Origin of the sequence: Phaeobacter cretensis, assembly GCF_047372505.1 — a bacterium.
Classification (GTDB): Bacteria; Pseudomonadota; Alphaproteobacteria; order Rhodobacterales; family Rhodobacteraceae; genus Phaeobacter; species Phaeobacter cretensis.
Window position 1 is genome coordinate 2,309,686 of record NZ_JBKBEU010000001.1, and the last position, 13,950, is coordinate 2,323,635.

Below are 13,950 nucleotides of genomic sequence, written 5' to 3' on the forward strand. Positions count from 1 at the left end.
GTGGCATTCAAGCAACAAGGCTGGGCTTGAGCCTTGACCTCGAACGGTCGGAGGGCCTAAGGCTGGCATAGGGGCGGGGCCCTGCCGCTCGCGGTTTTTGTTACCATGGTGAACCCCCGTACTGGAATTTCTGTCTTTCGCCCATCATCTGATGCGCCAATGGCAATGCGGGCTCCATTTTCCCGGCGCATCTTGTTGATTGGACAAGAGGCAATAATGACGACGAATCCAACAGAACTCCCAACCACCGGGAGCCTCAAACAACAGGCCCGCAATTTGCGTCAGCAATTGCAGGACCGCAATTTGACACTGTCACACAGTGCTGCGCTTGAAATGGTCGCACGGCAATACGGCTACAAGGACTGGAATACGCTAAGCGCCAAAGCTGACAGGCCACGGCCGAATGTTCCCCAGCAAACTCTTCGTGTCGGGCAGACCCTGCAAGGCAGTTATCTCGGTCAAGCGTTCACGGCGGAACTGCGTGGGTTGCAGGTGTTTGCCGATGGGGCCCGTCGCCGCGTGACCCTGCATCTGGAAGAGCCCGTGGATGTGGTGAAGTTCGATAGTTTCTCCGCACTGCGCCAGCGAGTGACTGGCATCATAGGCTGGGATGGTCGCTCGATTGAGCGGACATCAGACGGTGTGCCCCAGCTGGTGCTCGAATTGCCAGATTAATGCCTGTCTCGAATCTGCAGCAGCACAGCAAACAAAAAAGAGCCGCTCTCATAGGGCGGCTCTTTCACGAGCTTACAGTAGCGTTGTGCCGGTTACTTATTCTTCGGCCCAGCCGCCCACAGCTTTGACTTCCAGGAAGTCTTCGATCCCCCAGCTGCCGCCTTCGCGGCCATTGCCGGATTGTTTCATGCCGCCAAAGGGAGATCCTGCAGAGCGCGACTTGCCATTCATTTCAATCATGCCGGCACGCAGTTTGCGCGCCAGGCGATTGGCCCGTGCTGGGTCCTGAGTCTGTACATAGTTGGTCAGGCCATAGGGCGTATCGTTGGCGATTTCGATGGCTTCCTCTTCGGTATCAAAGGGAATGATCGAAAGCACCGGACCGAAAATTTCCTCGCGTGCGACAATCATTTGGTTGTTCACATCCGCGAATACAGTCGGCTTAACATAGAAGCCTTGGTTCAGACCGTCAGGGCGACCTGTGCCACCTGCAACGAGGCGGGCACCTTCATCGATACCCTTCTGAATGAGGTCCTGAATCTTGGTCCACTGCAGTTCATTGACAACCGGACCGATATGGCGGCCTTCGCTGGAGGCCGGGCCAACCTCTACCTTGTTTGCAACGTTCGCAGCTTCTTCGACGGCTTTGTCGTAGATCGCTTTCTGAACCAACATACGGCTGGGAGCGTTACAGCTTTGGCCGGTGTTGTTCATCATGTGCAGCACGCCGCGTTTGACGGCCTTTTCATCGGCGTCTTCAAAGATCACGTTTGCGCCTTTGCCACCCAGCTCCAGATGGACTTTTTTCAGCGTGTCTGCCGCAGCCTTGGAAATCGCAGTGCCCGCACGTGTCGAGCCCGTGAAGGAGACCATATCCACATCTGGGTGGCTCGAAAGCTGCGTACCAACGCCGGTCCCGTCGCCGTTCACGAGGTTAAACACTCCAGCCGGAAAACCCGCCGAGTCCATCATTTCAGCAAAGATCATAGCGTTGAGCGGGCTTTGCTCTGACGGTTTCAGAACCATTGTGCATCCCGCTACGGCAGCAGCGCCGACCTTGAGCGTGACCTGATTCATTGGCCAGTTCCAAGGCGTGATCAAGGCCGCGACACCGACTGCTTCGTGAATGATGCGATCATTTGGGGCATGGTCGCCCAAGGGTGATTCGAAGGAAAACTCCTTGGCGGCGTCGATAAAGTTGCGCAGGTGCCAGCTGCCGGCACCGGCTTGTTGAGTACGGGCCATATTGATCGGGGCCCCCATCTCGCTGCTCATAGCCTGAGCCAGATCTTCGGTGCGGCTCTCGTAAACTTCGATCAGCTTTTCAACCAAGGCAATCCGCTCTTCGACCGGGGTAGCCATCCAGCCCGGTAGTGCAGCCTTGGCCGCAGCTACGGCAGCATTTGTATCGGCAGAATCGCCAAGAGAGATCACCGCACACGGCGCCTCGGTTGAGGGGTCGATCACTTCGAAATCATTGGGTGCAGCAGGGGCGACCCAATGCCCGTTGATGTAAAAATCACGTTTCTCGATCATCTTTCGATCTCCCGAATGTCTGGGTGTGACGGGGCAGGCCCCGCGATTGGCCGACACTCTGTCACCCGGCTTTGCGATCGGCAAGGGGATAAGAAATAATTTGATCAAATTATTTCAAAGATAAGATTCTATTACCTGAAGATGAGCGTGATGCGAGGTGAATATTGCTCTGTTTGCGCCACTGTACCTGCCGCGAGGACTTACTGTTGGCGCCAGATTGATGTCTAGCGTGATCTTTTCCACTGGTCACTGGCTGCCAAGGGTTTAACGTGCCGCTCGAGTGGTTAGGTTATCAACCAAGACAGCAATTGTTTGACAGCATAGGAGAGACCCATGGGTTTGCGTATCAATGATGTAGTTCCGAATTTCACTGCAGAAACCGATCAGGGCACCATTTCGTTTCACGACTGGATCGGTGACAGCTGGGCGATTCTGTTCTCCCACCCCAAGGATTTTACGCCAGTTTGCACCACCGAGTTTTCGGCAGTCGCACAGCTGTCCGACGAATGGGCAGCGCGCAGCACCAAGGTGATCGGCGTTTCAGTTGACGGCGTCGAAGACCATAAGAAGTGGAAGACTGACATCGAAAGCTATGGCAATGCTGCGGCTGGTTTCCCGATCATCGCGGACGAAGGACTGGCGGTTTCCAAAGCGTTCGACATGCTACCAGCAGAGGCTTATCTTCCTGACGGGCGTACGCCGGCGGATAGCGCTACAGTACGGTCTGTTTTCATCATCGGCCCCGACAAACAGCTGAAGTTGTCGATGACCTATCCCATGACCGTGGGACGCAATTTTGCTGAAATCTTGCGGGCGTTAGATGGCCTGCAGATGTCGGGTAAGGGCGTCGCAACGCCCGCAAACTGGGTTCCAGGCGAAGACGTGATCATTCCACCGAGCGTGTCGAATGAGGACGCTAAGTCGAAGTTTGGTGAGTTCGAAACGATTTTCCCCTACCTACGCAAAACAAAAGCACCAGAGTAATCAATCGGGACAGTTTTATCCTAGGTAGGATATGATTGATGGGAAAGGGGCCATACGGCCCCTTTTCTCTTACGCTGGCAGTTGGTTACGTTGTGACCGCAGGGCAATCTGCCCTCTATAGAACATGCGTTTGAACTCGCGGGCCAGTTTGCCCCCTGATGGGCGTGACTGTATCGTTGAGCCGCCCAACGCTTCGGTAAGTTCTGACACTCCATTGGGTATAATCGTATGGACAGGCTGCCCGTGGACCCAGTGCATCTGCAAAAATGTATCGACCGGCCGATCTAATATTTCGGTGGCCACCAGCAAGCGGGCTGCGGCGGCTTTACCCACCACTTGCGCCACGGTCTGCAACCCTATGCGCCTCGGTAAGAACAGTTGGGCATCTCGCTGTTGTGCAATTGTGTGTATTGGGGTCTCGCGCAGTTTGGCGGGCAAGCGGATAAAGTGATCCGTGCTGGCATGCTCGTCGATCAGCTCCATTACATCGCGCCATTTTCTGGGATTGATCGCGAGGTCGTCCTCGACAATCAGCCCAAATGGATCACTGCCCGCTGCGATCTTTTGCCAACATTTGCGATGAGACAGGAAACACCCCACTTCGCCGGCACGTAAAGGAAACGGATAGCTGGGCGCGTGGAGATCACCATTTCGCAGGGCGACATCACCCTGATCCAGAATGGCGCGGCCATTTACGGCCTCGACCACCTCAGGCTGAGGCAGGTCTGCCATCAGGCGGGTTACATTTTGAACACGCTTCTGATCGCCGGTCATATGAATGATGTAGGATCTCATGTTTCCAGAGGTAGCTATCTTAGCTGTTGGTGGAAAGGGTCGAGAAAGGGCTCCATGCTCCATAAATGAAGAAACCTCGCCATTTCTGGCGAGGTTTCTGAAGTTCTCAAAAAAGAGGGCAGATTATTCTGCGTCTTCTTTCTTCTCGGCTGAAATTTCTTCGCCGGTTTCCTGATCCACGATCTTCATGGACAGGCGGACTTTGCCGCGATCGTCAAAGCCCAAAAGCTTTACTTTAACTTCCTGGCCTTCTTTCAGAACATCTGAAGGATGGTTCAGGCGGCGGTTCTCGATCTGTGAAACATGTACCAGGCCGTCGCGCTTACCAAAGAAGTTCACGAACGCGCCAAAATCAACGATCTTCACAACTTTACCGGTGTAGACAGCGCCTTCCTCTGGCTCTGCCACGATCGAGTGGATCATGTCATAGGCCTTCTGGATAGCAGTGCCATCAGCCGATGCGATCTTGATCACGCCGTCATCGTTGATGTCGACTTTCGCGCCAGAGGTTTCCACGATTTCGCGGATGACCTTACCGCCGGAGCCGATGACTTCACGGATCTTGTCGGTTGGGATCTGCATGGTTTCAATGCGTGGCGCGTGGACTGAGAACGCGTTGGTTTCTGACAGAGCCTTGGACATTTCACCCAGGATGTGCAGACGGCCGTCTTTGGCCTGATCCAGTGCTTTTTCCATGATCTCAGGCGTGATGCCCGCAACCTTGATATCCATCTGCAGCGAGGTGATGCCGTTGGCGGTACCTGCCACTTTGAAATCCATGTCGCCGAGGTGGTCTTCGTCACCCAGGATGTCAGAGAGGATCGCGTAGGACCCGTCGTCTTCCAGGATCAGACCCATGGCTACACCGGCGACTGGCGCCTTCAGGGGTACACCTGCGTCCATCATGGACAGCGACCCGCCACAGACCGACGCCATCGAGGATGAGCCGTTGGATTCTGTGATCTCGGACACCACGCGGATGGTGTAGGGGAAATCGGTAGGTGCGGGCAGAACTGCCTGCAACGCCCGCCATGCCAGCTTACCGTGGCCGATTTCACGGCGACCAGGTGAGCCCACACGACCAACTTCACCAACCGAGTAGGGAGGGAAGTTATAGTGCAGCAGGAAGTTGGATTTGAAGTTGCCGTGCAGGGCGTCGATGAATTGCTCGTCGTCGCCGGTACCAAGGGTGGTCACGGCCAGTGCCTGTGTCTCACCGCGGGTGAACAGTGCCGAACCATGGGTCCGCGGCAGCATGCCGGTTTCCGATTCGATACCGCGTACATCGGTTGTTGTACGACCGTCGATCCGTTTGCCGGTTTTGACAACATCGCCACGCAGAATGCCGGCTTCCAGCTTCTTCAGTGCGGAACCAAGGTTGACATCAGCCAGTTGTTCTTCGCTCAGGGATGCTTTGATCGCATCGCGGGCCGCAGCAACAGCGGCAGTGCGCTCTTGCTTATCGGTGATCGCGAATGCTGTGCGCATCTGCTCTTCACCAGCAGCTTTAACCGCCGCGAACAGCTCGGAGTAATCCGGTGCTTGGAAGTCAAACGGTTCTTTTGCCGCGTCTTCTGCCAGCGAGATGATCAGGTCGATGACCGGTTGGATCTGCTCGTGAGCAAATTTCACGGCACCCAGCATTTCGGCTTCGGTCAGCTCGTAGGCTTCGGATTCAACCATCATCACGGCGTCTTTGGTGCCGGCAACTACCAGATCCAGACGCTGTTCAGGGTTCAGGCGCAGGTCTTGCATGTCGTCGACGGTTGGGTTCAGGACGTATTCGCCACCCTCAAAGCCTACGCGTGCTGCTGCGATCGGACCCATAAAGGGCGCGCCGGACAATGTAAGTGCTGCAGAGGCTGCGACCATTGCAACCATGTCGGGGTCGTTGACCAGATCGTGGCTGAGCACGGTGCACATGACCAGAACTTCGTTTTTGAAGCCGGGCACGAACAGCGGACGGATCGGACGGTCGATCAGACGCGCGGTCAGAGTTTCTTTTTCAGTAGGGCGTGCTTCGCGTTTGAAAAAACCACCGGGGATCTTGCCCGCAGCGTAGTATTTTTCCTGGTAGTGCACGGTCAGGGGAAAGAAGTCCTGACCGGGTTTTTGCTGACGAGCAAAGGTGACGTTTGCCATGACCGAGGTTTCGCCAAGGGTGGCAATCACAGTGCCATCGGCCTGACGAGCGACCTTGCCGGTCTCCAGTGTGAGCGTCTCTTCGCCCCACTGCATCGATTTCTTTGTAACGTTAAACATTCAGCTTATCCTAGCTGGGAGCACTCCCAGGCGTATCCCGGGTCTCCCGTTTGATGTGGCGGCCCCATTGCCGCCGACCCCTTTCTATCTTTCTTTCGACTGCCGGGGTCTTGGCAGCACGTCTCAGATAGGCCGCCCCTACATGATTTTTCCACAGAATGAAAGAGGAGGCACCGGTAGGCGCCGTAAACTGGCTTTTTGCACCTTGTAGAAACCGGTGAACGTCGGCTCTGTCGGTTTCTATTTTCACAAAATGTCTGCGCGTTAACTGGATCGTTAGCGGTTTTATGAAAAGTTTTCTCAATCTTGAGGGACGCGATCCCAAGAAATCCGCTACGCAGAATAGGTGCTGAATGAACGATTGGACTTCCGGTTACGTTTCCGAGCTCGACTACACACATGACTTTTTTCACGACATGACACCATCACGCATGGCGTTTAGCGCTACGTCTCGGGGACATCGTCATGGGCTAAATGATCAAAAACTGTCCTATTGCGAACTGGGATGTGGCCAGGGTTTCACGGCGAACCTATTGGCGGCTGCCAACCCGCATATTGATGTGCATGCGATGGACTTCAATCCAGCGCATATCGCCGGCGCCGCAGAATTGGCCAGGCAGGCAGAGGTTCCGAATGTGACTTTCTATGAGAGATCATTTGATGATTTCGAGGAAGAGGCCAACCTGCCCAAAACCTTTGACGTGATTGCCTTACACGGCGTTTACAGTTGGGTGTCGCGGGAAAATCAAAAGCTGATCACGGCGTTTATTACCCGACGCCTAAAACCAGGTGGACTGGTCTACATCAGTTACAATACTCAACCCGGTTGGGCGTCGTCGTTGCCATTGCGTCGGTTGCTGACGGACCATGCCGCACTGGGCAATGGCCCATTGGAACAGCGAATTGACGACGCGTTGGCATTTGCTGAGAAACTAACAGACGCTGATGCCGGTTTCTTTTCCTCCAATCCGGGTCCGTTGAAACGCTTGAATGAGATGAAAACCATGTCGCGCAACTATTTGGCGCATGAGTATTTCAATAGGGATTGGACACCTTTCCACTTCGCCGATGTTGCCGAGGATCTGGGGCGGGCAAAGCTGGAGTTTCTGGGTGCGGCGAATCCTTTGGATCACGTCGACGATATCTGTCTCAGCATGCCTCAGCAGCAACTGCTTGCAGGGGAAAGCAACCCGGTCAGACGGGAGGGGTTGCGCGATGTGCTGTTGAACGAACAGTTCCGTGCAGATGTTTTTGTACGTGGGCGGCTACCGCACACCCAACGCGGAGCTGTCGGGGCATGGTTTCAAACGCCGTTTGCCTTGGCTCGCCACTATGGAACCGGCCCATTGAAGATCAGCTGGCGCAATAGCGATGTGCCCTTGGACGCGAGCCAATATGCGCCAGTGTTGAAAATCTTGGCTGAGGGGCAAAAGACAGTCCGGGAGCTTTTGGAGCTAGGATTATTCTCTGACATGACCTGGGGAGATATCACCCGGATGCTGACGATCCTAACCGGTGCAGGACATATCGTTCCGTGCTTGCCCTCCGCAGACTATGCGGAACGCGCGGCGCGCTGCCGTATCTTCAATCTTGCCGTTTGTAAAAATGCCGAGGACAGCGAGAGGTTGGGTTTCCTTGCCTCCCCCGCGACCGGCGGCGGTGTGGCCGTCGATCGTATCGAGCAGTTGTTTCTACTTGCTCAAAGCGAGGGGCGGAGTGATCCGAATGATTGGGCCGCATTCGCTTGGCAAATTCTTGAACCCCAAGGGCAGCGGTTGGAGCAAGATGGCCGAGTGCTTGACCTGCCTGAAGAAAACCTTGCGGTACTGCGGGCGCGGGCGAATGCTTTTGCGGCGCGGCGACTGGATGTACTGGCAGGGCTCGGTGTAACTTTGGTCGACACCGGACATTCGCTGTCACAGGGTCTAACACCGGATGCAGCTACGGCAAAAAGTGGCGCAGCCGCGTAGGTCCTGAAACAAAAAAACGCCCGCATCCGAGAGGAGCGGGCGTTTTTTTCAACCGTCTGGTCGTCGCGATTAGCGGCGGATGCCCAGGCGTTTGATAAGGTCCTGATAACGGGACACGTCTTTTGCTTTGGTGTAGTCCAGAAGCTTACGACGCTGAGCAACCATCTTCAGAAGGCCACGACGACCGTGGTTGTCCTTCTTGTGGGTTTTGAAGTGCTCGGTCAGGGTGTTGATACGCGAGGTCAGGATTGCAACCTGGACTTCCGGGGAACCGGTGTCGCCGTCTTTGGTTGCGAATTCTTTCATCAAGCGGGCTTTGTCTTCGGCAGTGATCGACATCGGGGTCTCCTTTAAGAGTTCGTGTGAATGGCACAGGCCGGGATGTCGTCCAGCACAGGCCCATGGAGTTGCTCTGGGCGACGTTGATTTCGATGGAAAACAGAACGACCCTAGAACAGATCGCGCGTATACGCAGATTCTCGGAAAATAGCAAAAGGTTTTGCTGGGATGCCGACGGGCGTTTGTGAGGGCGCCTAACGATGTTCAATCATCAAGAGACTATTCGCTGTTTACCGGCCCGCTGGCGCTTGCGCCATAGCGGATCGCGGCCTCAGGATTGACCAGCACAATGTCGGTGGCGGTCAAATTCTCAGGTCCAGTGACACGCAATGCCTCTTGGCCGTCTATTTTCACGATATGCTCTTCGGGCGCATCCGGATTGGTGCTTACATCAACGACCGGCGCTTCAGTACCAAACTGATCCCAAACCACCATCAGCTGATCTTCGGCGGCGTCAAAGTCGGGCAGATCGATTGGTGTGGTAGCGGCGGCGCCTCCGTCATCAGTTGCGGAGTTGGGAGGAAACCCGCCAGCTCCTGCGATGATGTTATCGGCACCTTCGCCGGTGGTTACGATGTCGCCAGCGCCGGCGAAGATGGTGTCGTCTCCATCCCCGCCGTTGAGATAGTCAGTTGTTTCACCGTCATCGTTACCAACCAGGCGATCATCGCCCGTTCCGCCAAACAGCGTGTCCTGATCTTGACCGCCTTTCAAGTGATCATCGCCATCATTTCCGTGCATGGCGTCGCGCCCCTTGCCACCGTCCAGTGTGTCGCCCCCTTGGCCACCATGGGCGAGATCATCTCCTGCGCCACCGTCCAGCATGTCTGTGCCAAAATGGCCAAACAGAGTATCGTCCCCGTTTTGACCGACGATTAGGTCATCCCCGTCCTCTCCGTGCAGGAGGTCGCCATCGTTGCCACCCAGAAGGGTATCCTCGCCTTCGGATCCATGGAGGGTGTCGCTACCATTGCCACCTTGCAGCCCGTCATCCCCGGCGCGGCCGTTCAGTTGATCGTTGCCATCAAGGCCTTGAAGGATGTCATCTGCGTCAGTGCCACTCAAATGATCGCGATCGTAAGTTCCAATTGTTAGGAAGTCATTCAGAGGGACAGTCTCGGCCTCGGTACTATTGGCCGCATCGCCACCATCACCGCCTGTCCCATCCGGGTCGACGTCTGCGTCAGCCTCATCAACTAGTAGGATACTGCCAACGGCTACTACCCCAATCATTGCAGCCAGCATCAACATTGCGGCGACCCCTTATGAAAAAACGCGGAAACACCGCATTTTCAAAGATGCACATGCTATAGTTGAATATCAAAGTGAATCAGTCGCGTTGGTTAGCGAGTCCTTATCCCACCGCTGACAGCCAAGGTTCAGGCTGTTGCGCATAGCGAATATAAAGCGGGTGTTTCGGGTGCCCTGCTTTGCTAAGCCCTAAATGGAAAAGTGGTTTTCCAGCGCCAGCGAGCGCGGCAGCCACGAGAACGCCTTGCTCGCGGAACGCACCATGGGTGCCCCAGGCACAGATCACCTGATCGGCCCAATTCGCACCTTCCAGGATTTGCGCCAGATTGTCCGGGCCTGCCGGATCCGATGCCTTCTTCATGTCGCGAGGATCGGTGGCGCGATAGGCAAAGATATTCGTAGCGCGAAACCCACCAAATCCTAGCGCGCGAGCACGCCTCTCACAGCGTTCGATGGTGGGGTCGTTTTGAACTTCAGTCGCAGTCGACGGATTGAGCATGACGAACATGACTCGCTTGCCCGCCGGATCCCAGACACGGCTCAGACTGTAACGATACTGCTCGCAGTCAGAATAGACGGCGGTCGAGGGGGCGTCCCCCTTCGTATGGCTTCGTCGGATCATGCGCTTGTGGTGGCGACTCGTGGTAACGCTGTCAACCGTGGCTCACCGTACAAACACGCGGCTGGGGTGCAGTTCGCCGGATTTGTAGTGCCCGACCGCAACGGCCTGACCATCCAGCGAGGCCCAAGCCTCTTCACCGTATTCAATGTCCGAGGCGAGAACCATGCCCGGGTTGCCATTGCGCAGTTTCGCGGCACCTTCGGGAGTGCAGGTCAACTGTGGGAGATCAGCAAGCCCTTCCTCTAGCGGGCGTAGAAAACCGTCGAGATCTGGTGATTTTGCCATATCGTTGAGTGTCTGCAGGCTGATCCCATCTTCTGCATCAAACGGACCAGACCAGACCCGACGCAGGCATTTTACATGGCCAAAGCAGCCAAGCGCCGCGCCCAGATCACGCGCGATGGACCGTACATAGCCACCTTTGCCGCAAGTCAATTCCAGCACGACGTGGTCCGTATCTGGGCGATCTACAAGGATCAGTTCCTCAACCCAGAGAGGGCGAGCGGCCAGCTCAATGTCTTCGCCGTCGCGGGCCAGTTTGTAGGCGCGTTGGCCGTCAATTTTTACGGCCGAGAATTTCGGTGGAACTTGCATGATGTCCCCAAGGAATTGGGGTAGGGCTGCGACGATCTCAGCGTCACTGGGTCGAGTATCAGCGCTGGAGATCACTTCGCCTTCGGCATCATCGGTATTGGTCGCCTGACCGAGACGTACTGTAAAAGTATAGGCTTTCAACGCATCAGTGATGTACGGAACGGTCTTGGTCGCTTCGCCAAGCGCTACGGCCAGTACGCCTGTCGCCTCTGGATCCAATGTGCCAGCATGGCCGGCTTTCTTGGCGTCAAATGCCCAACGGACCTTGTTCACAACTGCTGTAGACGTCAGACCCGCAGGCTTGTCGACCACCAGCCAGCCGGAAATATCACGCCCTTTGCGTTTGCGTCCCATGTCGTACCCCAATGTCGTCGTCGGTGAGAGAGGCGCGCGAGGTAGCCCAGCTATGACTGTCTGTCAATCGCAGGCTATCGCCAAACTGGTGCACCAGATCGCTCGGTGCCAATAAACCTGTGTGCTGGACCGTGGTTAGTTAGACGGTGGTTAGTTGGTTGCTGAATCAGCTTGGGTATCGTCTGTGACCACCCCAACAATTGGTCCCATCATAAAACCAGCGTCGCTGCGATCAATCTGTGGGGCATGCAGCCGCGAGATGTTGCCGTCGAAATAGAGCGCGCTTGGAAGATTCAGGTGATCTCGAAATAAGCTGCCGAATTTGTGAAAAGTGACCGCATTGCGTGAAATCGCAAATACCACTCGCCGACCATCGGCGCTGGTGCCGACGCCGTTGCGAATGAAATATGATGTCGAGTCTGGCAAGAAACGTGGGTGCAATGCGCCATCGATGACCAACATCGGGCCGGACTGGGTTGCATATCGGCACTGCGGCGTTGTTTCGGCAAATGTAAGTGTTTCGATCACATCCGTACGGTTCGCGCCAATGCAGAGCACACCATTAGGAAGCAAGCCAAAATTTCCGGGGCCAGGGTTGGTTATCAGCCGCATCTCCTCGATATCTCCATCCTGATAGAGACCGACTGGCGAACGATCGCGGTGGTACATGCCCGCATTGGTAGCAAAGGGCAGGGTCTGCCCCTTGGCTTTCAGATCGTCTTCGATGGCTGAGAAGTGGCCGTAGATTTCGCCCGCTTCATTTTTCAGGAACAGGCGCAGCTTGTCCTTGGCAACATCGACTTCGCAGACCGAATAGCGGTTGCCGTCATAGGCGATGTCGCGGCAATCAACCGCTGCGGCTGGCATGGCCCAGAGAGCCATCGCCAAACCCATCGCCCAACGAATCACTCGCTAGTATCGCGGCGTACCGCGTCCTGCGACAGCATCCGGCGGGTGTCATCCATCCGGTCAAAGGTATCATCGATCTGGAACCGCAGTTCCGGCGTGAATTTCAGCGCCAGCTTTTTGCCGATGATCCGGCGCAGCTCGCCCTTGTTGCGTGCCATCAGCTTGAGCGTTTCCTCCTGCCCTTTGCCTCCAAGGGGCAGGACATAGGCAGTCGCAATACGAAGATCAGGCGAGGTCCGGACCTCGCCGACGGTGATCGACAGCCGATTCAGTTCGGGATCGTGCAGGTCGCCGCGTGCAAAAATCTCGGACAGGGCGCGACGAATCAATTCGCCGACGCGGAGCTGACGTTGTGAGGGCCCTGAGCCCTCGTGGAGTTTGTTCTTAGCCATATATCCGATTTATGCCGAAAGCAGGGCTTTGCCAAGCGCGGTGCAAGCGGTAAGGAAAAAACCGGCATCATACTGACCACCCGCTATTCAGCACAACGACGAGGATCTATTCCATGACAGCTTCCAGCACGGACACACCCGGCATTGTGATCACCGGCGCCTCTGGGCGTATGGGGCAGATGTTGATCAAGACCATCATGGATCATCCTGGGGCACATCTGGTTGGCGCGGTGGAGCGAAGCGGACATGATTGGGTTGGTCAGGATGTGGGCCGCGCGATGGGTGGGTCCGAAATTGGGGTTACCGTGACCGACGATGCGCTTGAGGCCTTCGCAAAGGCACAGGCGGTGATTGACTTCACCAGCCCTGAGGCAACGATAGGCTTTGCTGAATTGGCGGCACAGGCGCGTGCTGTCCATATCATTGGTACCACGGGTATGAGCGATGCGCAGATAGCACGGTTGGAGCCAGCCTCGCGGCATTCGGTACAGATGCGCGCCGGAAACATGAGCCTGGGTGTGAACCTTCTTGTACAGCTCACAAAGAAGGTCGCAGCCGCTCTGGACGAAGATTTCGATATCGAAGTGATAGAGGCGCACCATCATCACAAGGTCGATGCCCCATCGGGTACTGCGTTGATGCTGGGCGAAGCTGCGGCCGAGGGGCGAGGCGTGACCCTATCAGAGGTTTCCGACAGTGGTCGTGATGGAATCACTGGCGCGCGCAAGCGTGGAGATATCGGGTTTAGCGCGATCCGCGGTGGCGACATCGTCGGAGAACACGATGTTCTATTTGCCGGTCAGGGTGAACGCATCGTTTTGCGGCATTTGGCAACCGACCGCGCGATTTTCGCGCGCGGTGCGATCAAAGCGGCACTTTGGGGGCAAGGTAAAGAGCCCGGCCAGTATGACATGCTGGATGTACTGGGTCTTTGATCGCCTAATCCAATAAAGCGTCGCATTGCCCGATGCATCAATAGTCTGAGCCATCAAAAGTCGATGGCGATGCCTTTTTTCTCCCAATCGCCATAGCGCGCAGGGTCAGGGCCATCGCGGCCGCCAAGCTCAACGGGGCGATTGGCGGCTTCAGCTTCAGCAGCCTTGCGGCGTTCTGCGGCCTCGGCCAGCGCCCGCTGCGCGGCAGGGGGCAGCGATGCTGCTTGTGTGTCGATCTCTGTTTTGTCAGCGTCACTCATGCCGGGTTCCCTTGTTGCCTTTCTATGATATACGCCCGCGTCCGGCGGCGACAACCCATCGCGCTGCTGCCC

General features: G+C 56.1%; 14 protein-coding genes. 4 read left to right on the forward strand and 10 right to left on the reverse strand.

Annotated features, from left to right (window positions below; translation table 11 throughout):
- The first annotated feature begins 216 nt into the window (after positions 1 to 216).
- Complete coding sequence (locus ACEWZM_RS11060; RefSeq protein ID WP_414006486.1) at positions 217 to 675, forward strand: glyoxalase superfamily protein; 459 nt, start codon at positions 217 to 219, stop codon at positions 673 to 675.
- A gap of 96 nt (positions 676 to 771) precedes the next feature.
- Here ACEWZM_RS11060 and ACEWZM_RS11065 read toward each other — a convergent pair whose 3' ends face one another.
- Positions 772 to 2,211 (reverse strand): aldehyde dehydrogenase family protein, encoded by a 1,440-nt coding sequence (locus tag ACEWZM_RS11065; protein ID WP_414006487.1) that lies wholly within the window; start codon positions 2,209 to 2,211, stop codon positions 772 to 774.
- Between the two features lie 333 nt (positions 2,212 to 2,544).
- Here ACEWZM_RS11065 and ACEWZM_RS11070 point away from each other — a divergent pair, with 333 nt between their 5' ends.
- Positions 2,545 to 3,195 (forward strand): peroxiredoxin, encoded by a 651-nt coding sequence (locus tag ACEWZM_RS11070; protein ID WP_414006488.1) that lies wholly within the window; start codon positions 2,545 to 2,547, stop codon positions 3,193 to 3,195.
- A gap of 69 nt (positions 3,196 to 3,264) precedes the next feature.
- On the opposite strand, the gene ACEWZM_RS11075 is transcribed toward ACEWZM_RS11070, so the two are convergent.
- Together ACEWZM_RS11075 and pnp are read right to left on the reverse strand one after the other, a co-directional pair.
- Positions 3,265 to 3,990 carry a glycosyltransferase family 25 protein gene (locus tag ACEWZM_RS11075; protein ID WP_414006489.1) on the reverse strand — a complete coding sequence of 242 codons (726 nt, stop codon included), beginning with the start codon at positions 3,988 to 3,990 and terminating at the stop codon, positions 3,265 to 3,267.
- Positions 3,991 to 4,113: 123 nt separating this feature from the next.
- Positions 4,114 to 6,252 (reverse strand): polyribonucleotide nucleotidyltransferase, encoded by a 2,139-nt coding sequence (gene pnp, locus ACEWZM_RS11080; RefSeq protein ID WP_414006490.1) that lies wholly within the window; start codon positions 6,250 to 6,252, stop codon positions 4,114 to 4,116.
- 353 nt (positions 6,253 to 6,605) lie between these two features.
- Here pnp and ACEWZM_RS11085 point away from each other — a divergent pair, with 353 nt between their 5' ends.
- Complete coding sequence (locus ACEWZM_RS11085; RefSeq protein ID WP_414006491.1) at positions 6,606 to 8,222, forward strand: class I SAM-dependent methyltransferase; 1,617 nt, start codon at positions 6,606 to 6,608, stop codon at positions 8,220 to 8,222.
- 69 nt (positions 8,223 to 8,291) lie between these two features.
- Here the strand turns inward: ACEWZM_RS11085 and rpsO are convergent, their stop codons facing one another.
- From rpsO to rbfA, 6 genes are all read right to left on the reverse strand, one after another.
- Positions 8,292 to 8,561: a 30S ribosomal protein S15 gene (rpsO, locus tag ACEWZM_RS11090; protein ID WP_414006492.1), complete on the reverse strand. Its 270-nt coding sequence runs from the start codon at positions 8,559 to 8,561 to the stop codon at positions 8,292 to 8,294.
- 219 nt (positions 8,562 to 8,780) lie between these two features.
- Positions 8,781 to 9,812 carry a calcium-binding protein gene (locus ACEWZM_RS11095; RefSeq protein ID WP_414006493.1) on the reverse strand — a complete coding sequence of 344 codons (1,032 nt, stop codon included), beginning with the start codon at positions 9,810 to 9,812 and terminating at the stop codon, positions 8,781 to 8,783.
- 103 nt (positions 9,813 to 9,915) lie between these two features.
- A complete protein-coding gene (locus ACEWZM_RS11100) occupies positions 9,916 to 10,434 on the reverse strand; it encodes a DUF1643 domain-containing protein (RefSeq protein ID WP_414006494.1) in 519 nt (172 codons plus the stop codon).
- Between the two features lie 42 nt (positions 10,435 to 10,476).
- Positions 10,477 to 11,382: a tRNA pseudouridine(55) synthase TruB gene (truB, locus tag ACEWZM_RS11105; protein WP_414006495.1), complete on the reverse strand. Its 906-nt coding sequence runs from the start codon at positions 11,380 to 11,382 to the stop codon at positions 10,477 to 10,479.
- Positions 11,383 to 11,532: 150 nt separating this feature from the next.
- Complete coding sequence (locus ACEWZM_RS11110) at positions 11,533 to 12,276, reverse strand: phosphodiester glycosidase family protein (protein WP_414006496.1); 744 nt, start codon at positions 12,274 to 12,276, stop codon at positions 11,533 to 11,535.
- An 11-nt stretch (positions 12,277 to 12,287) separates the two neighbouring features.
- Positions 12,288 to 12,683, reverse strand: coding sequence for a 30S ribosome-binding factor RbfA (rbfA, locus tag ACEWZM_RS11115; protein ID WP_414006497.1), 396 nt, complete (start codon positions 12,681 to 12,683; stop codon positions 12,288 to 12,290).
- A 113-nt stretch (positions 12,684 to 12,796) separates the two neighbouring features.
- Between rbfA and dapB the strand changes: the two genes are divergently transcribed.
- Entirely contained in the window at positions 12,797 to 13,618 is an 822-nt protein-coding gene (gene dapB / locus ACEWZM_RS11120; RefSeq protein ID WP_414006498.1) for a 4-hydroxy-tetrahydrodipicolinate reductase, read from the forward strand.
- 53 nt (positions 13,619 to 13,671) lie between these two features.
- Here the strand turns inward: dapB and ACEWZM_RS11125 are convergent, their stop codons facing one another.
- Positions 13,672 to 13,878 (reverse strand): DUF1674 domain-containing protein, encoded by a 207-nt coding sequence (locus ACEWZM_RS11125; protein WP_414006499.1) that lies wholly within the window; start codon positions 13,876 to 13,878, stop codon positions 13,672 to 13,674.
- Between the last annotated feature and the right edge of the window lie 72 nt (positions 13,879 to 13,950).